This is a genomic window from Asaia krungthepensis NRIC 0535, from assembly GCF_025995175.1.
Classification (GTDB): domain Bacteria; phylum Pseudomonadota; class Alphaproteobacteria; order Acetobacterales; family Acetobacteraceae; genus Asaia; species Asaia krungthepensis.
This window is the reverse complement of sequence record NZ_BAPV01000013.1, coordinates 18,154-45,008: the sequence shown is the minus strand read 5'-3', so window position 1 is coordinate 45,008 and position 26,855 is coordinate 18,154. Positions and strand designations below refer to the sequence as shown.

25 protein-coding genes are annotated in these 26,855 nt (G+C 61.5%); 9 read left to right on the top strand and 16 right to left on the bottom strand.

Annotation, left to right across the window (positions count from 1 at the left end; genetic code table 11):
* Complete coding sequence (locus AA0535_RS08935; RefSeq protein ID WP_264815642.1) at positions 1–864, bottom strand: metal ABC transporter solute-binding protein, Zn/Mn family; 864 nt, start codon at positions 862–864, stop codon at positions 1–3.
* 90 nt (positions 865–954) lie between these two features.
* Between AA0535_RS08935 and AA0535_RS08930 the strand changes: the two genes are divergently transcribed.
* The 5 genes from AA0535_RS08930 (at position 955) to AA0535_RS08910 (ending at position 6,299) form a co-directional block, all read left to right on the top strand.
* Complete coding sequence (locus AA0535_RS08930) at positions 955–1,455, top strand: Fur family transcriptional regulator (RefSeq protein ID WP_264815641.1); 501 nt, start codon at positions 955–957, stop codon at positions 1,453–1,455.
* Between the two features lie 33 nt (positions 1,456–1,488).
* On the top strand, positions 1,489–2,025 hold the full coding sequence (locus AA0535_RS08925) for a hypothetical protein (RefSeq protein ID WP_264815640.1): 537 nt from the start codon (positions 1,489–1,491) through the stop codon (positions 2,023–2,025).
* Between the two features lie 103 nt (positions 2,026–2,128).
* Positions 2,129–3,136, top strand: coding sequence for an asparaginase (locus AA0535_RS08920; protein ID WP_264815638.1), 1,008 nt, complete (start codon positions 2,129–2,131; stop codon positions 3,134–3,136).
* A gap of 9 nt (positions 3,137–3,145) precedes the next feature.
* A complete protein-coding gene (locus tag AA0535_RS08915; RefSeq protein WP_264815637.1) occupies positions 3,146–4,561 on the top strand; it encodes a sugar porter family MFS transporter in 1,416 nt (471 codons plus the stop codon).
* Between the two features lie 388 nt (positions 4,562–4,949).
* Positions 4,950–6,299, top strand: coding sequence for an inorganic phosphate transporter (locus tag AA0535_RS08910; RefSeq protein ID WP_264815636.1), 1,350 nt, complete (start codon positions 4,950–4,952; stop codon positions 6,297–6,299).
* A 21-nt stretch (positions 6,300–6,320) separates the two neighbouring features.
* Here the strand turns inward: AA0535_RS08910 and AA0535_RS08905 are convergent, their stop codons facing one another.
* A complete protein-coding gene (locus AA0535_RS08905) occupies positions 6,321–7,514 on the bottom strand; it encodes a glycosyltransferase family 61 protein (protein ID WP_264815635.1) in 1,194 nt (397 codons plus the stop codon).
* Between the two features lie 485 nt (positions 7,515–7,999).
* Here AA0535_RS08905 and AA0535_RS08900 point away from each other — a divergent pair, with 485 nt between their 5' ends.
* Positions 8,000–8,764 (top strand): EAL domain-containing protein, encoded by a 765-nt coding sequence (locus AA0535_RS08900; protein ID WP_264815633.1) that lies wholly within the window; start codon positions 8,000–8,002, stop codon positions 8,762–8,764.
* A 755-nt stretch (positions 8,765–9,519) separates the two neighbouring features.
* On the opposite strand, the gene AA0535_RS08895 is transcribed toward AA0535_RS08900, so the two are convergent.
* Both AA0535_RS08895 and AA0535_RS08890 read right to left on the bottom strand, forming a co-directional pair.
* A complete protein-coding gene (locus AA0535_RS08895) occupies positions 9,520–9,759 on the bottom strand; it encodes a hypothetical protein (protein WP_264815632.1) in 240 nt (79 codons plus the stop codon).
* 36 nt (positions 9,760–9,795) lie between these two features.
* Entirely contained in the window at positions 9,796–10,290 is a 495-nt protein-coding gene (locus AA0535_RS08890) for a lysozyme (RefSeq protein ID WP_264815631.1), read from the bottom strand.
* A gap of 50 nt (positions 10,291–10,340) precedes the next feature.
* Between AA0535_RS08890 and AA0535_RS08885 the strand changes: the two genes are divergently transcribed.
* Positions 10,341–10,742: a helix-turn-helix domain-containing protein gene (locus tag AA0535_RS08885; protein ID WP_264815630.1), complete on the top strand. Its 402-nt coding sequence runs from the start codon at positions 10,341–10,343 to the stop codon at positions 10,740–10,742.
* 70 nt (positions 10,743–10,812) lie between these two features.
* Positions 10,813–11,445: a DUF2026 domain-containing protein gene (locus AA0535_RS08880; RefSeq protein WP_264815629.1), complete on the top strand. Its 633-nt coding sequence runs from the start codon at positions 10,813–10,815 to the stop codon at positions 11,443–11,445.
* A gap of 43 nt (positions 11,446–11,488) precedes the next feature.
* Here AA0535_RS08880 and AA0535_RS08875 read toward each other — a convergent pair whose 3' ends face one another.
* The 6 genes from AA0535_RS08875 to AA0535_RS08850 are packed head-to-tail and all read right to left on the bottom strand — an operon-like array spanning position 11,489 to position 20,010.
* The gene (locus tag AA0535_RS08875; protein WP_264815628.1) at positions 11,489–11,779 is read right to left on the bottom strand and encodes a hypothetical protein; all 291 of its coding nucleotides are present in this window, start codon (positions 11,777–11,779) and stop codon (positions 11,489–11,491) included.
* Positions 11,772–12,137, bottom strand: coding sequence for a hypothetical protein (locus AA0535_RS08870; RefSeq protein WP_264815627.1), 366 nt, complete (start codon positions 12,135–12,137; stop codon positions 11,772–11,774). The genes AA0535_RS08875 and AA0535_RS08870 overlap by 8 nt, the downstream gene beginning before the upstream one ends.
* 20 nt (positions 12,138–12,157) lie before the next feature.
* Positions 12,158–12,883 (bottom strand): hypothetical protein, encoded by a 726-nt coding sequence (locus tag AA0535_RS08865; protein ID WP_264815626.1) that lies wholly within the window; start codon positions 12,881–12,883, stop codon positions 12,158–12,160.
* Complete coding sequence (locus tag AA0535_RS08860; RefSeq protein ID WP_264815625.1) at positions 12,883–13,653, bottom strand: hypothetical protein; 771 nt, start codon at positions 13,651–13,653, stop codon at positions 12,883–12,885. Before AA0535_RS08860 ends, AA0535_RS08865 begins: the two co-directional genes overlap by 1 nt.
* A 58-nt stretch (positions 13,654–13,711) precedes the next feature.
* Complete coding sequence (locus AA0535_RS08855) at positions 13,712–15,319, bottom strand: hypothetical protein (protein ID WP_264815624.1); 1,608 nt, start codon at positions 15,317–15,319, stop codon at positions 13,712–13,714.
* Positions 15,316–20,010 (bottom strand): phage tail length tape measure family protein, encoded by a 4,695-nt coding sequence (locus tag AA0535_RS08850; protein WP_264815623.1) that lies wholly within the window; start codon positions 20,008–20,010, stop codon positions 15,316–15,318. The genes AA0535_RS08855 and AA0535_RS08850 overlap by 4 nt, the downstream gene beginning before the upstream one ends.
* Positions 20,011–20,160: 150 nt before the next feature.
* Between AA0535_RS08850 and AA0535_RS08845 the strand changes: the two genes are divergently transcribed.
* Positions 20,161–20,559 carry an MliC family protein gene (locus tag AA0535_RS08845; RefSeq protein WP_264815621.1) on the top strand — a complete coding sequence of 133 codons (399 nt, stop codon included), beginning with the start codon at positions 20,161–20,163 and terminating at the stop codon, positions 20,557–20,559.
* Positions 20,560–20,577: 18 nt separating this feature from the next.
* Here the strand turns inward: AA0535_RS08845 and AA0535_RS08840 are convergent, their stop codons facing one another.
* The 6 genes from AA0535_RS08840 to AA0535_RS08815 form a co-directional block, all read right to left on the bottom strand.
* Complete coding sequence (locus tag AA0535_RS08840; protein ID WP_264815620.1) at positions 20,578–21,216, bottom strand: hypothetical protein; 639 nt, start codon at positions 21,214–21,216, stop codon at positions 20,578–20,580.
* A gap of 3 nt (positions 21,217–21,219) precedes the next feature.
* Complete coding sequence (locus AA0535_RS08835) at positions 21,220–21,588, bottom strand: phage tail assembly chaperone (protein WP_264815619.1); 369 nt, start codon at positions 21,586–21,588, stop codon at positions 21,220–21,222.
* Between the two features lie 8 nt (positions 21,589–21,596).
* Positions 21,597–22,034: a hypothetical protein gene (locus tag AA0535_RS08830; RefSeq protein ID WP_264815618.1), complete on the bottom strand. Its 438-nt coding sequence runs from the start codon at positions 22,032–22,034 to the stop codon at positions 21,597–21,599.
* 48 nt (positions 22,035–22,082) lie between these two features.
* Positions 22,083–23,030, bottom strand: coding sequence for a phage tail tube protein (locus AA0535_RS08825; RefSeq protein WP_264815617.1), 948 nt, complete (start codon positions 23,028–23,030; stop codon positions 22,083–22,085).
* Positions 23,031–23,101: 71 nt separating this feature from the next.
* Entirely contained in the window at positions 23,102–23,863 is a 762-nt protein-coding gene (locus AA0535_RS08820; RefSeq protein WP_264815616.1) for a hypothetical protein, read from the bottom strand.
* Between the two features lie 12 nt (positions 23,864–23,875).
* Entirely contained in the window at positions 23,876–26,851 is a 2,976-nt protein-coding gene (locus tag AA0535_RS08815; RefSeq protein ID WP_264815615.1) for an SGNH/GDSL hydrolase family protein, read from the bottom strand.
* Between the last annotated feature and the right edge of the window lie 4 nt (positions 26,852–26,855).

Genomic DNA, 26,855 nt, shown 5'->3' with positions numbered 1-26,855 from the left:
TCAGCCACGGACACCCAGAGCCGCAACGAGCCGGTCGAGTCTCGACGTCATCCAGTCCTGCCAGAGTACGGAAGGCGCAGGAAACTCGTCGAAAGCCACCACAGCAATGCCCGCATGTCTGGCCAGCGTCTGAAGCCGCTCAGGCATGGGGCCACTCATGGCCGGGTTGATCACCAGAGCCTTGATCGTCCTGTGCTGGATCGCCTCCTCGAGGAAGGCGACATCCCTGGGCGCAGGATCGACATGGTTCATCATGGCAAGCGCGAAATCGGGATCGACGACATCGAGGCCGAGCGCGTCGAAAACGGGTCCGCCCACCGGCTCGAGCACGGCAATCTTCATGCCTTTGGTGACGGGGCGGAGCGCCGCCATCCGGGCTGAAAACCGGGCTGTCATGGCTCGGTAATGGGCTTGCTGCTCCCTGATCGCAGCTGCCTGATCCGGCAGGGAATGCGCGAGCGCGTCTCCCAATGCCGCAATCACACGATCGATAGCCGCCGGATCGTCGAAGAGGTGGGGGTTTGCGCCCTGTGGCAGCCCGGACAGCGCGGCAGCAGAAATCACGCGACGGGACGGGCTCGGCTGCGCCGAAAGCAGCGGGTCGATCCAGTCATCATAATGCCCGCCTGTCAGCACGACGATACTGGACTCCGCGAGTTCACGCGCCATATCGGGAGAGACCTGGAAGTCATGCGGGTCGATACGCGGCGAGGTCAGCACACTCGCGGTATGAACCGATTGACCACCCAACCCCGAGGCCAGATCGCACCACAGCGCCTCGGCACAGAAAACCCTCACCGGCGCGGCCTTTGCAGAGCCAAGCAGGGTCAGGAAGCAGATCAGGATCGGCAGGAACTGGCGCAAAAAAGTCGCCTTTAGTTATATTATAACGACTGAGATACGCGATATAGAGGTGGAACTCTGGTCAGGACAAGCCGGAAAAGGAATTTCTCCATGCTCACTTCGACGGCGACGGCAGTTCAGGACCCGTTCTCACCCGATACGCTGGCGCTTCTGGATCGTGCTGCCGCTTTCTGTACAGCACGCACGAGCCGCCTGACCGAAACGCGCCGTCTGGTTCTCGGTCTGATCCTCCAGAGCAGCAAGCCGGTTGGTGCCTACGACATTCTCGACCATCTGCGCCAGTATCAGCGCAATGCAGCGCCGCCCACTGTGTATCGTGCCATTGATTTCCTGCTTTCACAGGGGCTTATTCACCGCATCGAGCGCATGAGCGCCTTCATCGGCTGCGCGCATCGCCTGGAGTGCCATCATGGGCATGGCTGTGGCCATCGCGCGCAGTTCCTGATCTGTAGCGGCTGCGGAGCGGTGAGTGAGGTGGAGGACAGCGAGATCACCCACGCCATTGCCGATGCCGCCCGCAAGATCGGCTTCAAGCCGCATCAATCCACGGTCGAGATCGAAGGGCTCTGCGCCGCCTGCCAGCAGGGCTGAGCCGGGTGGTGGGTGTCTCGCGCCAAGGCTCCGATGGATAAACTCCCCCTTGAAGGCGGTGCGGTACACACCCCACCCGGCAAGCCGCCACGCCAGCCGCGCGCGCGACAGGGGGCGTCGGAAAACCCTCGGCCCGTGTCCCGCTCCGGGCCTTCCGGCCCAGATCGCCCGGAGGCCGATCTCTTCACCTATGTCCCGCCCGAGCGTCGCACCCATCTGAATCCGGAGGAGGCACCGCTTCTGCTCGTGTCGAACCGCGCCTTCACGGAAGCCGACACGACCGATGCATGGCTCTATCTGTTGGTGGGCCATGATGAAGGAGAAGAACTCATGCGGGAGGGATTGAGACTGGATGCCCGTGCGCCGCTCCTTCTGACCGAGCGCTCGGGCGTTTTCGCCCTTCTCGAAGCACAGTCGCAGGACATGGCGGATGACACGCATGAAACGCCCGCGCTGTTACTCCGGGCGCGCAAATCGGATCTCGCCCCCTGGATCGAGGCCGATCCCGATATGAGTGCGCGGCTCGGCGTGGCCTGCTATCTCCTCTCCCGCCAGACGCCATCCGGTTGAGACAGGGGCTTTCAGGCCCGTACTCTCATCGAGCTCCGCTTTTTCGCGCGTGCGCTTCTTCCTGCGCACTCAATAATCCCCCTCACCAACGAAGGACCCAGTCATGGATGATATCGCCCTCGCCGAAGTCACACGCGGCGGACGTGTCGAGTCCCTGCATCATGGACGCATTGCTGTCATGGACGATACGGGGCGCGTGGTGCGCGCGCTTGGCGCGATAGACAAGCCCATCTTCCCCCGCTCCACGGTCAAGGCGCTTCTGGCTCTGCCTCTGGTGGAGACGGGCGCCGCCGATCGCCTCGGCCTCGCCGATGCCGAGCTCGCCCTCGCCTGCGCGTCGCACGGTGGGGAGATACGCCATGCCGAAACGGCTGCCTCCATGCTGGCCAAGGCGGGGCAGGGACTGACCTGTCTGGAATGCGGCGCGCACTGGCCGACCTATGACGCGGCGGCTCATGCATTGGCTGCAACAGGCGCGCAGCCCACCGCCCTGCATAATAACTGCTCGGGTAAGCATGCTGGCCTGATCTGCCTCTCCATCGACCAGTCTCTCGACCCCGCAGGCTATATCGACCCCGGCCACGAGGCGCAGCGTCAGGTGACCGAAGCGCTTGTCATGGCAACCTCCGTCCCACATAATGAGACCAATCGCGGCCTCGATGGCTGTTCGATGCCCACCTACGCCATCCCGCTCGCGGCTCTGGCAACAGGATTTGCCCGTTTCGGGACCGGCAGAAATTTTTCTTCCGGCCATGCGTCGGCAGCCGCCCGGCTGCGTTCAGCAGTCGCGTCCGACCCCTTCATGGTGGCTGGGAGCGGACGTTTCGATACGACATTGATGGCGCATTTCGGTAACCGGATCTTCTGCAAGATGGGTGCAGAAGGCGTGATGGTCGCGTCCTTGCCCGATCTCGGGCTGGGCGTGGCGATCAAGACCGATGACGGCGCAAACCGTGCAGCAGAGGTGGCCCTGGCCGCGCTTCTGCTCGATTTGGGTGCGTTGCTCTGGAATGACACGGACCGAGAGGTTCTGGCCGGATTGGCGCATCAGGTGATGAAAAACTGGAATGGACGTGAAGTCGGCACCCTTCGTGCCGCCGGAAAAGGATAACAAGAACCCATGGCGATAGACACAGATGCCGGAAATTCAGAAAGCGGCCTGGCATCCGTTTTCGATGCAACAAAATTCAAGATTCTGGTCATCGGCGTTCTGGCAGCCCTCGCGGGGCTGATGTCCGGTCTGGATATCGGCGTCGTTGCAGGTGCGCTCGATTTCTTCGCCAAGCAATTCCATGCCTCGACCTTCGCCCAGGAATGGGTGGTCAGCTCCATGATGGCAGGGGCCGCTGTCGGCGCCCTTGCCGCGGGCTGGATGTCTCATGCGCTCGGCCGCAAGCGCTCGCTCATTGCAGGCGCGTCGATCTTCGTCATCGGCTCTATCGGCTGTGCGCTGAGCTGGTCCATTCCCTCCATGATCGGATTTCGCGTGGTCATGGGACTGGCCGTGGGAATTTCGGCCTTTACCGCACCGCTCTATCTGTCCGAAATCGCCAGCGAAGCCACGCGCGGCGCCATGGTCTCGACCTATCAGCTCATGGTGACGGTCGGCATTTTCCTCGCCTTTTTGTCCAACACCTATTTCTCTTATAGCGGCAACTGGCGCTGGATGTTCGGTGTCGCCGCCATTCCAGCCGGTCTGTTCCTGATCGGCGTGCTCTTCCTGCCCTACAGCCCGCGTTGGCTGATCATGCAGGGTCGCCACAAGGAAGCCCGCGAAGTGCTGCTTTCGCTGCGTGAGGACCCGCTCGAAGCTGCGAAGGAAATCAAGGCCATTCGCGAGCAGCTCGAGATCAAGCAGCACGGTTTCGAACTGTTCAAGACGAACTCGAATTTCCGCCGCTCTATTGCGCTTGGCATCATGCTTCAGGCCATGCAGCAACTCGCGGGTATCAACATCATCATGTATTACGCGCCGAAGATTCTCTCGCGCGCCGGGTTCGACTCCACCTCGCAGATGTGGTGCACCGCCATTATCGGCCTCGTGAACATGCTCGCCACCTTCATCGCGGTCGGGCTCGTCGATAAATGGGGCCGCAAGCCCATCCTGTATATCGGCTTTTCGGTCATGGCACTCGGCATGGGCGCTCTCGCCATCCTGCTGAACACCGACATGTCGAACGAGACGTCGAAATTCATCGCCATCTTCCTTCTGCTGCTGTTCTGCACAGGCTTCGCTATGTCCGCAGGGCCGCTCATGTGGGTTCTTTGCTCCGAAATCCAGCCCATGCAGGGCCGTAATCTCGGAATCTCGCTCTCGACCCTGACCAACTGGATTACCAACATGGTGGTGGGTGCGAGCTTCCTGACGCTCATGAATACCTTCGGCACCTCGGGCACGTTCTGGCTTTTCGCCGGGCTGAACGCTTCCTTCATCGTTCTCACCTTCGCTTTCGTGCCAGAAACCAAGGGCATGTCCCTCGAAGTGATCGAAAAGCGCCTGATGAAGGGTGAAAAGCTGCGTAAACTCGGGCGCTAGGCCTCACGCAGGGCGCTGCCCCAAGGCAAGGGGCGCCCCTTTCATCCCCGTTCATGGGCCCGGATAAGCGACTCCCCTCCGATGGGGATCTGGCGAGGTCCTCGCCAGATCCTCGCAACGCCAGCCAATGCGGGGCGCTCCCCCGCCCCCCGGAAAGGGGCGCGCCCCTTTCATCCCGACTCATGGGTCTCCGGGGGCGACTCTTCTGCGATTGGGGGTTGGCGAGGCCCTCGCCGGATCCTCGCAACGCCAGCCAATGCGGGGCGACGACCCGCGCAGGCTTCTTTCCGCAATCGTGAAGTTTCAGAGAAACTCTGCGTCAAACTCTTTCCGAAACATGAAGGCTGACAGAGATTAGGGGCTCCCTGCTGCGAAGGCTGCCAGACCGATGCTCCATTTCGCTCCCTCATCCACCGGGTCGCTGATCATGCTGGCGATCTGTTTTCTGCTCGTCTGCGTGTTCGAATTCGCCAATGGCTTTCACGACACGGCGAACGCGGTTGCCACGGTGATCTACACGAACTCCCTCAAACCCCGCGTGGCGGTCATCTGGTCAGGGCTGATGAACCTGCTTGGTGTGCTGCTTGGGGGTATTGCTGTGGCCTATGCCCTGGTAGAACTGCTTCCGCCCGATGTGCTGACCCCACCCAACGGCAACCCCGCTGTACCGATGCTGGTCGCATTATTTGGCACGGCGCTGGCGTGGAACCTGTGCACATGGTGGTTCGGCATTCCCAACTCCTCGTCGCATTGCACGATCGGGGCGCTGATCGGAATCGCGATCGGGGATTCCTTCCTCCATGCACGCGATCTGGGCCACAGCGTGGATTGGGGACAGATCTGGAAAGTCCTGCGCGCGCTGGCATTCTCGCCACTTCTGGGCTTTTTCCTGGCGGGTCTGCTCTATCTGATCATCCGCTTCGCGGTGCGCATGCCTGCCTTGTTCACGCCTCCCAAGCCGGATGAAGCACCGAACCCGATTGTACGAGCCTTGTTGATCCTGACCTGCACGTCGGTCAGCTTTTCTCATGGCAGCAATGACGGTCAGAAAAGCATCGGGCTGATCATGCTCACGATTATCGGGCTGATGCCTGCAAGCTATGCGATGAACCCGGATCACCCGACCGACCGGGCGGCACTGGCACAGATCGCCCAGCAGGCGAAACCGCTCATCGCACAATATGACCGCTACAGCTTCAAGCCCGATGCGCTCGCCTCCATAGACAGGCTTGCCACCCCCGCCAATCCGGCAACACCGGCGCAGATACGCGGCGATGTGTATGAGATCCTCTCCGGGCTGCGCGATGTCAGCGCCAATCCGGCTTCCTCGGGGCAGGACAAGAAGACGAGCGGCACTCTGGCAAAGGCGCTTCGGCCGACTGTGGAATATGCTCCCTATTGGGTGCGTGTCCTGAGTGCATTGTGCCTTGGTATCGGAACCATGGTCGGGTATCGGCGGATCGTGAAAACGCTGGGTGAGGGCATTGGCAAGCAGCATCTCACGCCGGCGCAGGGCGCGGCATCCGAACTCGTCGGCGCAGGACTGATTGCCTCGGCTGGCTATACGGGCCTGCCGGTTTCGACCACGCATATCATCACCTCGGGCGTGGCCGGTACGATGGTGGCGGCTGGGTCAGGCATCAATATGCGCATGCTGGCCAAAATCGCGCTTGCCTGGCTTCTGACCCTGCCTGTCACGATCACTGTGGCGGCCTGCGCGTTTTACGTCCTGAACTGAGCCATCCAGAGGCGGCTGACATCATGGGAGGGGGATGAGGGTCAGCTTCTCCCAGTCCGACGGTGTCGACCGGTCGCACAGAACCCCGCCATCGGGCGTGGCACAGACAAAACGTTCCGTATCGTGGCTGTGAAGTGCAATCGTCCCGTCCGGAAAGCGGCGATATCGATATGACAGGATGGGGCCCTGCTGCTGCTGGGGCTCCATTGTCAGGCAATCTCCGGTTGGGGTTGTGAGGATCGCCCAGCCCTCCTGATCCAGACGCAGGATCAGTCTCATGGCACGATCTCCCTCTCCGGCACCATGCGCAACGACCCCCCATTGCCGATCAATCATCATCCAGGTTCCATGAAAGGTCCTGAGCAGGAAGCTCGCCCCATCGACCGACGCAGGCGGAGCCGGGGGTGCTTGCTGCGTCCAGATCCGGGACTGGACAGCCTCAAGCAGATGACGCACCACATGATGCGGGTTTTCGATCCTGTAGCGCGCAGGCTGCCCCGGAGCGGAGGGCTCACTGACAATACCTGGCGTGGTCAGGTACCGGATCCGAGCATGGTTGGCTCTGTCCATGAGGACGAAATTCGATGAGACCAGACCGTCGCAGGTCAGGGCAACGCCGATCGGGCGGGCGCAGAAGATGCTGTTATGAAATGCTGAGCCGACAAACCCGAGCGTTGGACGCTGACCGGAGAAAAGACCGATCTGCTCGGGAATGCTCAGGGTTTCAGGTTCAACAATGGCAATACCTTCCTGCTCGAGCAGAGGAATCATCGCTCTTTCACCGCGTATCGAGCGCATCTGGCTGGGATATGCCGCGCGGGAAAGAAAGACAGGCCTGCCCCCGGCGATCCGGATTCCCCTCTTCTCACCCAGCTCATTGCAGAACCGTGCAAAAGCATGATGGGCGAAATGGTTTTCCTCGAACGACGTGCCTGCGATGATCAACTGATGCAGAAGGGTAGGTCGTTCGAACACCACGAAATCATCGCGTGTGAGGTCCAGAAGGGCGAAAAATCCGGACAACCACCCCAGACCGAAAAGCATTTCGAGAGTCTTTTCGGCATGAACGAGGATTTTCATGCCGTCATAGCGTTCACGGTAACACCAGTAGCGCGGTAGCGTCTCGGTCAAAAAATGACCGAAATGGCTCGTGATATTGCCGCCATAGAAATAGCTCTTCTCGGGAGCCAGCGGATAGGCGCTGGAGGGCGTCACACAACAATGCTGGGATTGACCCAGAGGTCGGGTAGGCCATCCACGTCGGGGGCCTGCCTCCTGAACAAGACGCCCATACCGATCATAGATGCCGTATTTCTCGTCATAATGTTCCGCCCTGCGCGGAATATAGAGACATTGATGCAGAATTCTTGTTTCAGGACCGCTATCGAATATTTTCAATCCGGAATCGGGACAACGAGAATCGATAAACATAATAGATTATAGGCTGATTTTCGGTCATGAATACAGATCTTGCGATATTATCACTTTCTTCCGTTTCCAAGCGGCAAAGCAATAGACAGGCTTCGAATTGAGATTTCCGATGGGCATTTGATCCTTTCTTCCGGCAGATTACGAGGGAGAGATTCACGTTTCCTGTCCGAACGAAAATTTTTTTCGTTTCTTTTCGCGAATTTTCACCAACTCGTGAGCTTCGGCAGCGTTCCGCAAGGCGCAAATTCGATGCATGGGGGGTTGGCTCGATGATTGCTCCGTTCTGGTCCCGTGGAAAACGCAAGCTCTGCTCGGGCTGTCGCGATGGCGCCGGATTCGACATTCCGATCACTATGGCTTTTCAGCCGATTGTCGACCTCTCAACGAAGCGCATCTTCGCCTATGAGGCTCTGGTGCGCGGGGTGGATGGTGCAGGTGCGCAGCAGGTTCTTTCGCGCGTGAACCCCGAAAACCGCTACGCCTTCGACCAGAAATGCCGCGTGACTGCGATCAACCTTGCCGCCGAGTTGGGCATTGCGGAACAAGGGGCCCTGCTGTCGATCAATTTCCTGCCGAATGCGGTCTATGAACCCAATGCCTGCATTGGCACCACGCTTGAGGCCGCGGCGAACGCCAACTTTCCGGCGGAGAACATCCTGTTCGAGTTCTGCGAGAATGAGGCCCTGGATACCGAGCATCTGCTGCATATCCTGCAGACCTATGACCGCCTCGGCTTCAAGACCGCGATCGATGATTTCGGCGCTGGCTATGCGGGGCTCAATGTTCTTGCGCGGTTCCAGCCGGACTTCGTGAAACTGGACATGGAGCTCTCACGCGCGATCGACACCACACCGGTCAAACAGGTGATGATGCGCCACACAGTCGCCATGCTTGAGGGACTAGGCGTCAAGCCAATCTGCGAAGGTGTCGAAACCGCAGGAGAAGCAGGCATCTTGGCCGATATGGGGATCTCTCTGCAGCAGGGATATATCTATGCCAAGCCCGCGATGGCTAAACTGCCCATGCTTCACTGAGCTACGATGGTGCCGGGTGAGGGATTTGAACCCCCGACCTTCGGTTTACAAAACCTGTGAAGTGTCTGATTAACATATTGTTTTATAATGATTTTTCAGACCTTTCTCCAAATACTGTCCGGCTTTTGATCCGGGGTCTCATCTGGAAATAAACGCCGCCAGACTTTGGTGGCATGTTTCCTTCCCATATCTTCCCAAACTGACATCAGCACATCTCAGTTTTTGCTCATCAGTATGGAGCGCAACACGGCGCTACCATGGGAGTCCGCAAGCTATCTGTGACGATGTGATCACCCCTTCAATCAGACTTCAGCGTCCAACGATCTGACACTTGCAGACTTTGGACGAGTTTCATTGACTCTGCTCGAATGTTCCTGTTTCGTTCGAATTATGTCATCCATGATCCCTCGCCACCCTGCACTTGACGAAAAACTAGCCATGATGCCCGCGCGACTGGCAGCAGACTGGGGTCTATGGGTGCATTCCCGCTGTACCTGCGGATCCTCTTCGGTATCGGGTGTGAAACTCTTGCTCGAAATGCGCCCCGATATCGCACATTGTAGGGTCAAGGACATCGCTGCCCGTTTGCGGTGCAAAAAATGCACCAAGCCGTTTGAAGAGGTCACGTTGTCAGATGACGGGCGATCAGGCCCCTATGTGGTAATGTGGCACTTACCTTTGGTCAGGAAAAGAGAGCGTGAATACCTAATGGACGAGCCGATCTCGGAGGAATAGTCCGGTCTCGAGGAGCGCCCTCACCCGTTTGATTTGGGCGCATCATCGGCATTGGCCGCGTGCTTGCTGTTCATGGCGATACGATTGACCAGCGCATAAAGCGCGAGCCATTTCGACCCGCTGGCGGGCCGCGGCCAGAAACGCGCCGCGATAGCGCAGGCCGCCACAAGGAACGTCCCGAACAAGGTCAGGTCACTGGCGATTTCGGCGGGAATGAGGGGCAGGATTGATTCGTAAAGCTGTTGCCAGTCGTTTTGCATGGTGGATCTGCCTCGATGCTGAAATGTGAGGGCCGCTCAGGCCCCGAGGGTGACGCCCTCGACGGGCCGCCCGGAATAGATCGCCAGTTCCAGCCGCCTGCGCTTTTGCAGCCCCGGCAGCACGACAAGGCGGCCATTCACCGTCGCCTTGTCCCAGCGTAGAAGCTGCTGCCCCGCCGCCGTGTAGAGCTTGCGGTTCAACAGGCTGATCAGCGTGGAATTGCGCATGGCGGCGCTGCCGATGTTGAACTGCCAGGACAGGAGCGCGCCTTCTTGCCAGGTCGTAAGCGGCACATGCACCGCTGCGCGAAGCGACACGCGCAGCCCCGCAAGGGTCTGGCTTGCCAGCGCCACCGCCTCGGCCTCGGTGATAGGTTTCGTGCGGGCGGTGACGGGCGAGCCGTCAGGCAACGCACGATTGCCGATACCGATGGTCCAGTACCCGGCAGGGCAGAGATAGGGCGCAAGGCGCAGCCCCTCGATATCGTCCCGGCGCAGGAACGCCAGGGCAATCTTGATGGAATCAGTCATGGGATTCTCGCAATTATTCGCTAATAGCGATTGAGCGGGGAGATTTACCGATGGGCGAAGTCAGGATCATCAGCGAGACGGCGGACACGGTGACAGTCAGCCGGTCGGATTGGGAGGCCATTCTCGACCGGCTGGATGACCAGCGCGATCGGGCGCGCATCGCCCAGTCTGAGGCGCGACCGAAAACCGGCGTCACCTACACCGCCGAGGAAAACCGGCGCATGGTGCTCGATGACGTGTCGCCGGTGCGTATCCTGCGCGAGCGTCAGGGCATGACACAGGCCGCGCTTGCGGAGGCGGCGCGCATGAGCAAGCCTTACCTCAGCGAAATCGAGAAGGGAGAAAAGCCGAGCAGCGTCGAGGCTATCAAAAGCCTTGCCGTTGCTCCGGGGGTGTCGATGGATGATCCTATAGATCTTGGCGTGGGCAGAGAGACATTGGCTCAAACCTAGTTGGGACAAGCTAGGTCAACATATTAGACCTCCGCATCGGCAAAATCATATTCCTGTCTTTGGAGAGAAAATGGCAAAATTTGTTATTGGATTGTCAGACTACATGAAAATCCATAAAATAATACATGCACTTCTACTTAAAGAAGGGAATAAAAAGCCCGAAACGGGCTGTACATTGTTCGCGTCTGTGGGAGCTTTCCTACTCCAAAGACATTACAAAATTAAGGCTCGACCTGTCGCTGGCGCTTTCGTCCTGTGTGTCGATTCAAACGATTTGCTGATGTACGGAAAACTAGATAATGGAAATCTCGTTAGTGATAATCAAAACTTTCATATGTGGGTTGAAACCGAGACACATTTGATCGATTTCATGTCACCCTTATTGCAAGAGTCATTTGCAAATACCACCCGTTACTCCTCAATTGCGCGTAGAATGCTTCAAAAGCCGTTGATGGAGGAGAAGCAAAACGTGAGTGACTGTGTGAGCCGCGGCGACTTCGCCGTGTTTGAGAACCACCGTCTTACCAATGATATCGTATCAAAACTCTCAGATACGCCGCTTGCTATCGATTTCTTCAGTGTTGCTGACAAGTGGTTTGGAAAGCGAAGCCGTAAACAGGCAGATCAGATAACTATAATGGATACTGTTCTGGGTGTATCTACTATTAGACTTCCTCAGATAGATGTTAATCAATGTTGGTAATAATTCCTTAGACCTCGATTGCTGCCTCTCTGCGCTTCAGGCCTTACTGGCTCGATGAGTTGGGGCTCTCTTGGTTCGTAAATTTTCGATTATCAGAGAGCGCTGCTCGCAGCATCGCATTCTGCGCCCGTAACTCCTCGATCAATGCCAGGTATTCTTCCTCGCGTTCCTCCAGCTTGTCCACACGGGCATTCAGCCGGTTCAGGTCTTCTTTCTGTGATTCGATGGTGGCTTTCGCGCTCGATGCCCCAAAGCCAATCAGCCATCGGATAGTGAAGAGCAGCCCGCCAATGGCGGCCACCCACCAGGGCTGCGGAGTAAGGTTCTCAGGCATCGTCCGTCTTTCCCAATGCGGCCCGGATGTTCAGCAGCGCAAGAGCCGCGTAAGCGGCGATCGCCGGCACGAGCGCGGTATGGCCAATCAAGCCGCAGGCGATAAACGCCCAGGCCGTAAAGGCAGCGATGGCGGCAGCCCGCCTTACTGCCGAGCGGCCGAACAAAGCCCCGACGATCTGCGCCCCGCCTGTCAGCCAGGCGAGAGCCGCATAGACCAGCGCCGGGTCATCGACGCGGGGAAGGATAGACAATAGCTGGCCAAGCCCCGGCCATGACTGATCCGCAACCGGCAGCGCCAGGAGCAGGCACGCCCAAAGCGCGAGCCCGATCCCGAGGCATAATTCCTGCATTCTCACGGGGTGTTTCCTTCAGGAAGTCAGATCGAGATCCAGGATGTGGCAGCATCACGCATCGTCATGCTCAGAGGCGTCGTGCCGCTGCTACTCGCGAGAAATTCGAGGGTCGCGCCCAGGCGCAGGCGAGATCCGGGCGTCACGTCGAGCGCCACGGTACGGGCCATTACCGTTTGACCGTTCGGCTGCAGAATGCGTGCATTCGCGCCGGCTGCCGCGATAGGTTGCGCGGGGCTGTTACCCTGGGCGTCGACCGTCCAGATATTGATCACCAGGCGGACCGCCTGCCAGGCTGCAGCCGGGTTATAGCCCGGATGAACCTGCAGCGTCGCTGCAAAATCGGCTCTCAGGGTTGCGCCGCTTGCCGTCACGTCTTTTGTGAAAAGAGCCCCGGTCTGATTGATAAAGACCTTGTCGGGAACGACAGAGATTCCCTGCGAGGCGGGCGGCGGCACGACTTCGGCCGGCCGATCGGAATAGACATAGACAAGCCCCATGAAGTTCAGGTGATCGGTCCGGTTCTGCGTCGTGGCGATCACCCGATCGCGCGAAATGGTCGCAGGACGGCCGAGCGAGAGGCGCCCGACGCCCCATTCCGCCTTCGTGCCGTCATCGGCGAAGTAATACACCTCCCCGTCAGTGAAAACGTCACTCCATCCGCGCCGCCCCGGAGGGGCGCCGCTTAGGGCGAAAGGGCCGGTTCCGGGGTTGTTCGCAGTCTCGAGAATGAATGAAGCAAAGCGGGACATCAGAGGCGTTCCTTGATGGTCATAGACGTTCCGCGCCGGTCGGCCGCCCCGGCAGAACAGGAAATTTCTCCCAGCGTCAGCCGGCCGAAAATCATGGCCGCGTCGCGGTCGGGCGCTGAAAGGCTAGGAATGAAAAGGACGTTCCGCCCGATCGCGGCCGTGCTCTCGATCGAGCGGATCGTCGCCAGTTCATCGACTCCCAGAGATTGATGCTCGATCGAGAGCGCGCGCTGGCGGTAGCGCAGGGAGGGATATTCGACCCCCGAGAGGCTTGTCGCCTCATCGATGACCGTCTGGCGGCTTTCGTTCCCCTGCCAGCTCATATTGCGTTCGGGCTGCCAGAGCGGGCCGAGATAGGCCAGAGGGAAAGAGAGATAGCTGTCAGGGTTGCCCGGATCGCTGATCGAGATATCGAGCCGGTCGATCGTGAACTCGGCTGGGAATACAACCAGAAATTGCCCTGCGACCGTGTTCGAGGTCTGACCGCCCGTAATGACCACGGGCGTCTCGCCGATGCGGGCGACCAGGGAATAACGGGCGCCCACCGTCAGATTCGAGCGGTGGAACGAGAAGCCCCTGCAGCGCGTGGGGCGCGGCAGCCTTGCGATGAGATAGGCGTCCTTTCCCGGCACGCGCCACGCCGTCGAGGCTGCCCCCTGGTCGTTCTGCAGATTCGTGACAGGCAGGCCCGCTGCCTCGTCATTTCCCTGCAGGGCCGCGCTCATCAGCGCGTTCTCTGCGCCGAATGCGCAGGTCCAAGCCTCGGCCATGGCCGCTCCTTTCAGTCTTTAACTCTGATGTGTCGTGCGAGACCGGCCGGGGCGTGCCTTAGACCAGGACCGTCAGCGTCACGCTCGCCTCGGTCGAGCGGATCTGCTCGCCGATCACAATCCCGGTCGCGCCGCCGCGCAAACCAGGCGCGGGGAGATCCAGCCGCAGGGCGTGCCCCAGATCGATGCCGGCAGCGATGCTGCGCGGAAGGGTCACGCTCCACAGATGGCGTTCCGGCCCCCATAGCGTGCCATGGGCGTTGGCCGTGTTCTGCGCGTCCCGCTCGTTCAGGAGCGCAGTCGGAATCACTGGCAGATCGCCGGGCTGCCGGTAACGCAGCTTGATCGATGGCAGATACCAGGTTGCAACGCGGTCCTGCTGTTGCGCGAAACTCTGCCGCTCCGCCGTAATGCGCGGGTGCAGGGCGCTCCCGCCCTGTTGCAGGGTATGATTGCGGGCATATCCTACCCGCCAGCGGTAAGGCGGCGGCGAAAGCCCGTCATCCAGCGCAAGCCCTGACAATTCGATCACATGATCGGCGGTAAGAACCCTGTCCGGTATGGCATCGGGCATCTGCAGGAGCACCGGCGCAAGCGTGCCCTCATGGCTGGGCACGAGACGCACGCCAAGCCCGGCCAACCAGGTATTGACGATCTGACGCCCTGTTACGGCGTCGCTTCCATCCCAATACCAGCCCGCCTCGCGATCATCGTCCCAGGCCCCCGAAAGCCACTCGGCGGGCATGGTCAGATCCTCGATCAGCATCTGGCGCAGCAGCGTTAGGGGCGTGCGGGGCGCTGCCCCGGAGGGGAAATCGCCCGAGGCATCCACCGTGATCGCATAGACGGGTTTGGTCCCGAGCCGGATGAAAAGCCCGGCCGAGCTGCTCTGCAGCTTCCAGCTTCCAGGCGCTGGCGGGTCGGCATAGAGATCCGCGACGGCGCCACCTGCAACGATTCCGCCGGCGAAGCCGCCTTCATAAAGCGCGGAAACATGACCGGGGCCGTCACTGATCTGATACACCAGATTGACGGCATCGATCAGCACCGGGGTCAGGTTGAGCGCGCTCCCTCGCAGGCGAGGAAGCGATCGCCCCCGGACATTGCTGTCACCCCCGAAACGCCCCGAGCCGGCATAAGAACCGACCGGCATAAGCGTGGCGTCCAGCCATCCGGACACCTCGCGCAGGGCAATCTGCACGCTCAGGCGATCAGGCTGCCAAGGACTGCCCAGACCGCTAAACATGGGTTTCAGGGCGGCATCTGGCGGATCGATATCAATCTGGCGCGCCAGATCGTGCCGCTTGCGCCCTGCGCGAATGCGGATTGGCATTCTATCCACAACGCGATCGCGGATAAGCGCATCGAAACGCCCGCCAGGATTGGCGATCGTGATTGCCCCCCAGCTTTCAGGGGATGAGGGCGAGGCCGGCGAGAGGTCGATCCGGCGATCGATCGCGAATGCCTCACTCAGCAAAGGCGGGAAGACATGACCCGCCTCGCTCGCGTAACCGAGATCCGACAGGCGCAGCGTGTCTATCTCGCTACGCCTGAAGGGGAGCAGGGTCATGCAGCCCGCAGGCTTCGTGCCCCACCCCCGCGAAAAGACGACATCGAGCGGCCGCTCCGTCTCGATCTCGACCACATGAAACAGGGCGCCGCTCATGCCGCCCTGCTTTGCGCCTGATGGCGCTGCTCAGTCAGTTGCTTGTTCGCCGTATCGAGCAGACGCTGCAGCAGCTCAGCGAGGGTCTGATTATTGCTGGCCAGCATCGCCTTGAGCGCCGATTCCGTGATCGTATCCGGCTTGATGCTGCCGATCGACCGCAGCATTTCCTGAATGCGCGTGTAATCGCTCACGAAATCGCGGCCCGACCCGTTGTAACTATGACTCTGGGCCAGCAGGCTTTCGGCCGCCCCGCGCATGGATTGCAGCGCCTCGTAATCCCCGCTCTGCGCCTGGGCAGCGAGCGCAGTAAAATTGTCGTTTGCAGCCCGATATTGCGCCTCGGCCGAGAGTGGCGAGTAACTCGACAGATCAAGTCCCTTGGCGAAATCGAGCAGCCCGCTGATGACGGATGCCGCCGACCCTTCCGCCTGGTCGCGCTGTTGCTTGGCCTGTTCTGCCGCCCGCTCTGCTTCCTGCCTGGCAGCGTCTGCGGCCTGTTTGGCTGCCTCCGCTGCCTTGTCCGCATATTGCTTCTGGATGGCCAGACGTTCGGCCCCCAGCGTCTTTTCGAGATCCGAAGCCTGTTGCAGGTATGTGGCGTTCCCTGCATAGGCCTCGCCCAGGAAATCGCGCCAACTCTCCGCAAGTTGGCGTTTCTGTTGCCTGGCAGACAGATCGAAACTCATGAGCGCCGCGCCCTGGTCGTCGCCGGTTGCGGTCAGATACCGCACCCGGAAGGCTTGGGCACTCTCGGCCAAGCTTTGCATGTTCTGCGCATAGCCCTGTTCATAGAGCGTGCTGAATTTGTCATTCAGCGCGTTGCCGTCGAGCCCGTAGCCGCTCGCTTGTGTTGCGGCGGCCTCATAGGTTTTCTTCAGCGCCTCCATCTGCTCGACCCAGCTTTGCTGCCCGTTCACCGTGGCCTTCATGAGGTTCGGCATGGTGTTGGTGACGAACTCGGTGATGGTGGCCACCTGCGATTGCAGATCGCTTGTGGCCACGGTCTTGCCGTTGAGCATGGTATCGAGCGCTGTGCGCAGATCGCCCGTGGCCTCGGTGAAGCCCGAGACGGTCACGGTGCCGTCGCTGTTGAATTTCGATACCGCCACACCCAGCGCATCCACCATCTCGGCCATGGCTTTCAGCTGCGTCACCGCGCTCTGGAATGCGGCCACGCTGTCGAACGTCTCGGGCATCCCCTGCGAAAGCGCCTGGCTGAATGTGGCGCTGTCATCGCTGCGCAGCTTCACCTTGCCGAGCAGATCGGCCAGGCTGACGGAACGTTGCGAGGGATCCTTGTTGTTCGGATCGTCGCGCACCGTGCCGAGATAGAGATTCTCGGCCTTGAGCCCAAGGCTGGCCATGGTGGCATTGAGGCTTGCCATATCCGCCTTGAGTTGCGCGGTGATGGTGTCGTCCTGCTTCTGGTTCCAGCTTTGCCCCATGCTGAACTGGTCGCCCTCCATCACAACCTGGTCGATGGTGTAGGGGTTTTTCTTGTGCCCGAAGAGGCCGCCCAGGAGGCCGCCCAGCCCGCCGCCGATCAGACCGCCTATTGCGGTTCCACCGGGGAAGAATGAGCCGATCCCAGCACCGATTGCCGCACCGGCACCGGCCCCGATCGTGCCATAGGTGCCGCCGCCGATATTGCCCAGCGCAGAGCCAAGCCCGAAACCACCCCCGATTCCGCCGATCAGATTGCCCACCGTGGCAGAGCCGAAGAGTTTCGTGTTCGATGCCTTGGAAAGCCAACCGGTCGAACTGGTCACGCCGGAGGCCGTCGAACCGGCCCCGGCGATAGACACACTCGCCGCCTTGTTGCCGACCGCGCCCCCCGAGGCGAGCGAGTCGGACAGGCTCATGATGGTTTTGCGTGAGCCGCCGTCGAGCGCGTTCAGGGCCGGATTGACCAAAGCCATCTTGGCCACCAGCCCCACGATCTGCGTTTGCAGCCCGGCCAGGATCGAGCCGAAATCGACTGCCCCCTTGCCGCTCTGCACGAATGCCTGCGTGACGCTGTTCGTCAGCGTGTCGAACATGCTGCTCAGGCTCCCTGTCAGATCATCGAGCGCCGATTTCTGATGCTGATAGGCGTTGGTCGCCATCTGTATGGCCGCCACATTGTCGAGATAGGCCTGGCTTGTTTTGGAGTTGATATCGCCGCCCGCCTCGAGAATGCGGTTGCGCTCTTTCATGACCGCTATCTGCACCGATACGGCGTCGCTGTTCTGGCCGATCGCCGCCGTCTGGGCCTTGATGACTTCCAGATCCAGAGATTGCCCGTACAGCTTGCCCGCATTGGCCATATCGACCTGAGAGGCTGTGGCCGATTTCATCGCGCCGGTCAGGATATCCAGCTGTCTTGCCTGCTCGACCGAGCCCGCGGTTGATGTCGCGCGCACCTTCTCGGCGGCTTCCATGGCTTGCTGATACTGGGTCAGCGAGCCTTTCGAGGCGTCATACCCCGCGAGCAGATCCTGCTCGGCCTGGGTCCGCTCGTTGATGGTCGCCACGGACTGATTGAACTGCCCTGTCAGGATGGCCTGTTGCCTGGCTTCGGCTTCCGCCAGCTGGGCGGCCGTAGCGTGCGCCTGGCCCATACGGCGCGCCGCTTCCTCGACCTGTTGATGCACCTGCACCATGGCAGTCTCGGCGGCCGAGTAGGTTTCGGCGCTCTGCGCTGCCAGCTTTTGTTGATGCGCGATCGTCTCGATCGGGTCGCGCAATTCATTGAGCGCGCCGCGCTGTACGTTGATCTTGTCCGTCAGCACGCCGGTTTGCGCGGTGTAATCGGCATCCGACACCTTGCCTGCGGTGTGCAGGTCATTCAGTGCCTTCTGTGCCGTGGTCAGGGCTGTGATGGCCTGCTCATGCTCGCGGATCTGCGCCGCCGTGCTGCCATCACTGCCGCGCAGCTGGTCATCGACCCGGCCCTGACGCGCGGCCACCGCCTGCGCGCCATAGACCTCGCCGCCCGTGGCCTTCTGGGCGTAGTCTGCAACGCTGGCAGGCGGGCTTGCGATCTTGCCCGAGAGGTATTTGTCGACGTTTCCTTCACCCCAGTTATAGGCCATGGCGACCAGCGCCTGATTGCCGTCATACTTGGCGTAAAGCCGCATGAGCAGTTGCACGCCCGCCGTCACATTGCCTTCGGTCGTGCGCAGATCGTTGCCGTTGGCGCTGTTCGGCATGATCTGCATCGCGCCCAGCGCTCCGGCCGATGACTGCACGACGCGCCCCTGCGCGTCATACTGGCCCGTTGCGCTTTCCATGGGCTGGATACGATGGGCAAGCGCGAGCACGTCCGAGCCTGCGCCCATGCTCGCCCCCACGCGGTCGATCGTCTTGCCCACCCCTGCGACATCGGACGCCGCGACCTCGCGCCGCTGGAAATAGTCATGAACGGCCGGGATCTTGTCCAGCTGTTCCCACTGCCACGCGCGGATCTCCTTGGCCCTGTCGAGCAGATACTGGATGCCCTGCACGCCCTTGAGCGCACCGGCCGAGATTCCATTGCCGATGCCGTCCACGAACTGCCCGAGCGGGGCGAGCCCCTCATGGATGGACGTGTTCATGTCGTGCAGGGCGCGATGCAACGGGGTCACGCCCAGATCGGCCGCGTTGGCCGTGGCCTTGCTGACCTGCCCCATGAGCAGGGTCCAGGCCCCGATACGATCGCCGCTCGCCTGAAGGTCGCGCATGTGCTGCACCAGCCCCTCATGGACGCCGAGCAGGCCCTTCTGCGCGAAATCCTCGGCCGCCTTGGCCGGATCATCGAACGCGGCGGCCATGTCCCTTGCAGCCTCCGGCACGTCCTTGCCGAGCACGGTTGCGAGATTGCGCGCCGTTGTGGCCAGCGCATCGAGGCTGCTTCCGCTGATCGAGGGCATGGCAGCAAAGGTGGTCGTGACGGCGCGGCTATCGGTGAGCGAGAGGCTGCTCTTGCCTGCGATGCGGCGCGCGGCATCTTCGGCAGCCCCCGCCATGGCCGCATAATCGCCGCGCGTAGCGCGCAGGGTCTGGCCCAGGGCCGCGAGACGGCCTTCCTCGGTATTGGCGGCGCTGCCCAGCTTGTAGATGGCCGCACCCGCCGCCACGGTTGCCAGCACAAGCCCAGCTGGCCCCATCAGCAGGCTGGTCACGATCTGCGTGGCCTTTCCAAAGCCGCCCATGACCGTCACCATGTTCGGCACCTGATAGAAGGCCGCTTTCATGGCCCCGCCACCGGCCAGCACCTGGTCGGCGAATTTATGCGCTTCGCCCGCCAGGATGCCGATCTGGTAGCTCGACAGTTTGGCGGCTTCTGCGCCCTCGGCCAGGGCGACAGCGTGTTGCTTGCTGGCGCCCGTCGCCGCGTCGAATTTCTCTTTCTGCGTTGCGGCTGATTTGGCGATGCCAGCCAGCGACCCCGCATATTGCTCCTGGGTGATTTCACCGGCAGCGAGCGACTTCTGCAGAGCCTCGATATTGGCCGTGCGCTGGCGGATCTCGCTGCTCAGCTTGGCCTCGGCCCGCGTCGTTTCATCGAATTGCCGCGCGACCGATACCCCGGAGCGTCCCAGCCTGGTCACTTTCGTGTCGGCCACCTCTGCCGCATCACCAAGCCTGGTCAGGGACTGCGCATCTTCCTGCGCCTTGGCCAGATTGCTCGCAAAAGCGATGTAAAGCTCGGAAATCGTGGTGGGCATCGTTACGCTCCATGCGCGCAGCATCGGACCGCGCATTTGTGAGATGCGAATGAGCCGAAATATTGCCGTCATCTGATAGGAAGGTGCGCGCATGCCGCGAAACGGGCAGGCAAGCGCAACAGGAAGTGGAGCAGGACTATGATTCGTAGATTGACGGGAGCCGCGATTGCTTTGACAGCCATAACTGCCGTTGCATCCGCGCACGCAGAGACTGGCGATTCACTCTCGATTCCACTGTCGTCGTCGACCGATATCCAGCGTCAGACTGTGTCCTACAACTGTAAGGCAAAAAAGGGCGCGAGTTCAGCTAAGCTGCGTGCTGTCCTGCCCGAGAAAATCGTCAAGGTAAGCTATATCAACGCGGGCGATATCAGCCTCGCTGTGCTTCCGGTCGACGGAAAAACGCAGATATTTACCGACGTGATTGCCGCGAGCGGCGCCAAATACGCGGCGGCTGAATACGTCTGGTGGAGCAAGGGCGACGATGCCATGTTCTCAAGCGAAATGGATGCCAGTGCCATGCTCACCTGCCACGAAATCAAGGGCTGATTGTTGCCGGTCCAGTTTTCATGACCGCAGGGTGATCTGCAGCGCCGGATAGGTCATGACCGTGCCAGCCCGTGTCCTGCGCTCGCCCGAGGCGCCGCGCAGGATGTAGGGGGCAGAGGGTGCGATGCCGCTACCCAGGCGGACGAAAATCTTGCCGAAAGTAAGCCTCGGAAAACGCCGCATGAGCGTTTGGCGCACGCGCTCGATCTGATTGCGCCGTATGCGGGGCTCAAGCGCCCCGGTCTCGATCTTGCGAGCATAAGGCAGCGGATTGACGATCAGGATCGTGCTGTCAGCTGCCAGATCCTTGAGCGGCTGTTTCCAGGGCTTGCCGTCACAGATCAGCACCCAGGCATCGCGAAAGCGTCCGCTGCGCACGGGCGATGTTGACCGGCACAGAGCGAGCGCCGCCTCTGCCGCCTCGCCCGTGAGATTGAAGCGATAGAGAATGGCCCCATCCAGCCGCACGCTTGTTTCTGGCGCATCGGCTTTACCGTCCACATAGCGCCGCCAGCTCGGCGGCGCCTGGCCGCGTGCGATGAGATCATCTCGCGCTGCGATCGCCCGTCTTGCCATTTCAGCCCGCAAGGCATCGCGGGAAAGGTTGCGATCGACAAAAAGGCGCAGGGACCGGCTGAAGGTTGCGGCTTGTGCCATGACTTATCCCTTCATGAATTGCGCGATGCTCGCGGTAATCCGCTCGTTTTTGTGCTGAAGAAAAACGGCATCAAGGGCGCGAACCTGGGCGATGAGCCAGGGCGCATCTTCCTGCGTCACGGCATTGACCTGGCACCAGAGCGCGAGCGCGCTCCAGGCGATCCCGCAAGGACGTGAAACGCCACGGATCTTGCCCATGGCGCCCCCGATCAGATCGCTCGTCCAGGCACGATCGTTTTCCAGATCGTGCCAGCACCGCCAGGGGCGTTCGAGAGCGGGCGGGAGCAGCGGTTTCTCGGCAAGGATCGCCTCCCTGATCTCCGCCCCCTGATCCGGCCCGATGAATCGCAAGAACTCCAGTTCCCAGATCAATGCCTCGATCAGTTTCCCACGGCTTCCTCATGCTCGCGCGCGCGGTCATCACCCACCCGAGCGGCGGCCGAGATGGCGAGCGCAATCAGCATCGGCTGCTCACCGCTTGCGAGCATGGCCCGGAACTCATCGAGTGTGACCTCACGCCCGTCATCGTGCTCGAGCCCGCTCACCCCGATGACGCAATGATCGGCGATAGCCTGCCCCTGGCATCGGTCATCATCGGTCGGCGGCAGGCTTTCCGATCCGTAGCTGGACGCGCCGGGCTTTTGCGAGCGGTTGAGCGTGCGGGCGGCCGCCATCTTCAGATCATAGAGCGCATCGCGATAACGCGGCGTGAAACCGCGCGTCGTGATGTGAAACGTGTTGCCGATCGGCCCGACCTCAATGGTTTCGCCTTCGCGCATACGGTCGGCATTGCGCGAGAAACTGGAGAGTTTTGCCATGGTTGTTTTTCCCTGAAATCTGGATGAGTGGCGCGAGGCGTAAGCCGCTTAGCTGCCGCGCCTGAAACGCTTGATGCTGAAGGTGCCACCGCCGGGCTGCGGATTACCCTCGATGTCGAATGCCGCCATGACGGAGCGGTTCTTGCCTCCGACACTGATCTGCGGATTTTGCAGCGAGGCATTGAGGAAGGTCAGGTCATATCCCTCACCAAGCCCATCCCGGACGCTCGCCGTGATGGGCCCTTGCTGACCGTTCACGAAACGGTCGTATAATTCGTAATTGCGGAAGAAAATCTCGAGGCTGCCAGTCGCAAGCAATTCGCCCGGCCTGATGCCGCACCCATCTGCGTGCCCCATGCCGTAATCGATATCTGCGCCGTTGCGCTGCAGCGACACCTTGAAGTCGTTCACGCAGCCATCCGGCTTGACGCCGCCGATCAGCAAACCGCCAAAGCCCTTGACCGTGTCGATGACATCGCCGGTCGGGGCCGCGATCAGGCTGGCCGCAGGCGACGCGCCCTGACGCTTTTCGCCCTTGAACGCCATATCGAATGACGCCTGGGCAAAACCGCCCTGGCTGAAACTCAACTGCGCCTGGCGGATAAAGCCGCCATTGCGGACGAACCAGGAATCGCCGAGGCGCTCGATGACCGTCCAGCATTTGACCATGCCGCCATTGACGATCGCGTCATCCGTCCAGTCAGCGCCCAGCACGCCCGCCAGCAGATCGTCATAGGTGCCGAAAGACAGCGCGGCGGAGAGGCTGCCTGCGACGCTCATCTGAGTAGTGACGGCCTGCGACGCCTCGGGGATATCGTTGATTTCCTCCGGGCGGTTGCGCTGGAATTGCTGGCGGAAACTCTCCCCAGTGAATCGCGTGCTCTGATAGGCGCCGCCCGGCGACACCCCGAATTGATCCTCGAGCGCGAAAGCGATCCGCGTATCATTGGTTTGATAGGCGGCCGCGTAGTTTTTGGTAGCGCCGGCAAACGACATGAGAACGATCTCCCATAAAAAAAAGCCGCCCTGTGGCGGCCAGTATTGCTGCAGAAACGATCAAGCCTTGCTCAGACGGTCACGCCATAACGAGCCGACCAGCGGCGCAGGAGGGATGCGACGTTTTCCATCTCGGCATCGGACAAGGCGACATCCCAGATCATGACCGCGGCTTGATGCGCGATGCCTTTCTGCATGTCCGAGCTATCTGAGAAAGGCTGCGAGCCGATCTCGATGCCGGCGGGGCTCACGGCACCTGCCACCGAGCCCGTCCGCGAGGCAGTACGATTGGCCGTGTAAGCCTTCGCCACACCCGTCACAGAGGCCCCGTTATTCTGATAACGCAGGGCGTAGAGCCCCCACCGCGTCATGTCGGCCAGCACGGGCGGGACCGTGTTCCATCCCTCGGGCTGTTGCTCGGGCATTCGCGTCCTGAAAGCCCCGCCTATTCCGGCATTTGTCAGCAGCATCATCAAGTTGCCGCTATTGTAGAGCCCCATCAAAGGGCCATCAGTCGTACCAAGCGGCGCTGCCCCAGGAGGGGCCGGCATACGCGCGATCGAAAAGAATGTGCCTTCGCGCGGCTCGGCGATTGCCGTGCGCAGGAAATTCGCGCCTCCCTTGGTCACAAGGTGCGGCAATTCCTTGCCGATCACACCCGCCTCGAGGGTAGGCGCCCCGATCGATGCCGCATCAGCGCCGCCGAGAGCCATATTTGCGCCCAGCGTACCGCCGAGAAAGAATGAGGCGAAACGGGGCTGGATGGCGGTCGGTGCGATCCAGCCGCGCCCGGTTCCGCTTGCGTCGGTATTGCCTAAAACAAGCCTGGCCATGGCCTTTGCTCCCTATAGATATTTGTTGATGTGGTCGGCGATGAATGAGGCGGCATAGCGCGCGCCCGATTCAGTCGGATGCACCCCGTCGCCATAGAGCGAGCGATCGCCATGATTGGCCATTGGACCGGCAGACCATGGATCGATGAACGCATCGGCATCGATCACCCCGGATGAAACGGCGCTGTAGATTTTCGCATTCAGCGCCGCATTGAACTGGCCGAGGATAAACAGGCGCCGATACCCGGCAGCCCTTAACCGGGCGTGGATAAGGGCGTTGAGCCTCACGATCTCATCGAGCGCGAAGCCCTGGCCGATATCGTTATTGCCGAGCCATGTGACGGCATAAGCCGCGCGCATCTGGCCGAGATCCGCCAGCACGTTCTCGATCGTGTAGGTGATGAAGTCTTTCGCCGTTGAGCCCGGCACCGCCCAGCTGCGCAGGGCGAGCGGCCTCGACAGGTGATCCCCCAGCAGTTGCGGCCAGCACCAGCCATCCTTGATGCCGAACCCCTGCGTCGTGCTCGAGCCGATACAGTCGAGACGCTCGCGCAGTTGCGGGGTCACGGCCTCGAGCACGGTTGCGTCATCGAGCGTCCGATCGATCTCGGCATCGGTCAGCGATCGGTCGAGCAAGACGAGGCCGCTCATCTGGATTGCGGCGCTGTTGCCTACACGCCTGGGCGATGCGCCAATCGCCCCGCCGCTCAGCGTTCGCCCTGAGAAGCCGCCCGCGAGCGCGACCGTCGAGCGCATACGCTCTGCCCCCTGTATGTCGAGGGTTGCCTGGTCGCCCGGCTGGAGGCGCAGGCACAGGGCGCCATGCCTGATGCCTGGCGTGAGAGTAGAGCGATTGATCACCGCGAAAGGATCACCCCCGGTCAGGGTGAGACGGCCGCTTTCATTGCCCGTGCCTGTTGTCAGCCCGAGGCAATCGGCCTCGGCCCTACCAAGGGTGAACGCCTGATATGTGCTGTAAAGCGGGCAATTCGAGCCGGAAAATGCACCGTAGAAAAGGGCTGTTGCGTTGCCCCCGCTCAGTTTTAGCGTCGCCGGCAGATCGACCGGCTGCAGGGGATTCGGTTCGCACGCCCAAGAGGCGAGCGCATTCCCGTCATGCCACCGCACCCCGATATGGGGGCAGCGATCGGCCTGTAACGTCCCTGCACCGGCGTCATAGCCCGGCGCCGTTGCATGTTGCTCTTTGCCGCTCTGATCGTAAAAGCGCACGATACAAAGCGGCTCGCCCCGAGCGGATGCGGCGCGCAGGAGATCGATGCGCGAGAGGCATCCGCCTTCATCCTGCCCCACGGACACGACACGCACGCCCGATCCGGTATTGACCGCCACATCCACCAGCGGCCCCGCATAGTCGCAGACAAGACGCCGCGTGCCCCAGGCCGCCACAAGGCTCGACGCATAACGATCCGCCGCAAGCGCCGGCAATGCGGTCAGACGCTGCCAGACGGCCCGATCGCGATCGGCATGGAGCATTCTCCATGCCGTCTGCGCGTATCGCCAGAGCGCGCCCGGCGCATAGCCCTGCGATGCGTCGTCGCTGGCCTCCGGCCCGCGCTGGGTCGGGTCAGGCCGCTGCGCTGGCTGATTCGTGTCCGGCACGGCGCCGGTACTGCCCGGCGCCTGCAGCAGGAAGCCGTAGCCATCCGTCACCCAGAGATCGGGCTCGCCGTCATCGACCACCGAGAGGCTGCCCGCCCTGATGGCCCCATCGAGCAACCCGAAGCGGGGGGTTTTCGACAGATCGGATCGCACCGCGCCGTCCGTGGCGATATGGCACATCATGAAGCCGTGAGCATCGAGAATGCTCAGACCGTCATCCTGCGCGCCATCCGTCAGCTGCACCGCGCCGGCGCGCATCCCGTCCTCGGCAAGCGCGAAGGAAGGCGCGGCGCCAGCGGCACTGCGGAATGAGCCATCCGCCCCGATCTGCGCGATCAGAAAGCCGAAAGCATCGGTCAGGGTAAACCCCTCTCCGCCGCTAGTGCCGAGCAGCTTCAGATCGCCCGCGTTCACCCCGTCTTCGGTGATGCCGAAACGCGGTTGCGCCTGGCCGCCAGAGCGGAATGAGCCATCCGCCCCGACCGAACAGAAAACGAAGCCCTCGGCGTCCTGGATGATCAGAGCGTCATCGTGCCCCTTATCTGTCAGGCCGATCGCGCCGCTGCGAATGCCCTCGGCAGAGAGCGAATACTTTGCGCCGCCCTCTGCACCGCCTGCGATCAGCCCATCCTGGCCAAGATGAGCGAGTACGAAGCCGAGCGCGTCGGTGATGCTCAGCCCGTCCGCTCCCTGCTCGCCGAGCAGTTGCACCGACCCCGCCCGAACGCCTTGCTCGGTGAGGCCATAGCGCGGATCGTCCTCGAGGCCGCTGGCATAGGTTCCATCGGGGCGGATCAGCGCGATCACATTGCCCACAGCATCGGTGATCTCGAGCGCGCCGATCTCGCCGCCTTCCTGGATCTGTACGCTGCCGGCATTGATGGCCTCGATCGCGTGGATCGTCTTGGCCACGGCCGCCCAGCCGGCGCGGGCGTAATAAACCCAACCTCCTTCGTGAAACCATGCGGCGTCGCCGATCTGCCAGAGCTTCTGCCCGCCGATTTCGATCGTCCCGGCCTTGGAAGCCACCCAGAGATCGCCGTCGATCGGGTCGGAAGCGGTGAGGTCGGGCGTATTGGTCGAGGCGTCCCAATAGCCGCGGAAATTGAGCGGCGCCGATCCGGCCAGCCCCGCCGTGATCAGAACCTTGGCGGCCGCGACATCCGAGGCGACCCCGCCGACCGCAAGCTGCGCGGAGAGGGCTGCGCCTTCCGTTCGAGCGGCGGCCTTGCCGGCGACCTGGGCCTCATAATCGGCGGCATCGACATGGATGAGCGTCGGCTTGCCCCCGATATTACGGGAGAGCGCGATCGCGTCTCCCTGGCGGGCCAGACCGACGCGCGGGGATGCGCTGATTTCCTGCGACATGCTA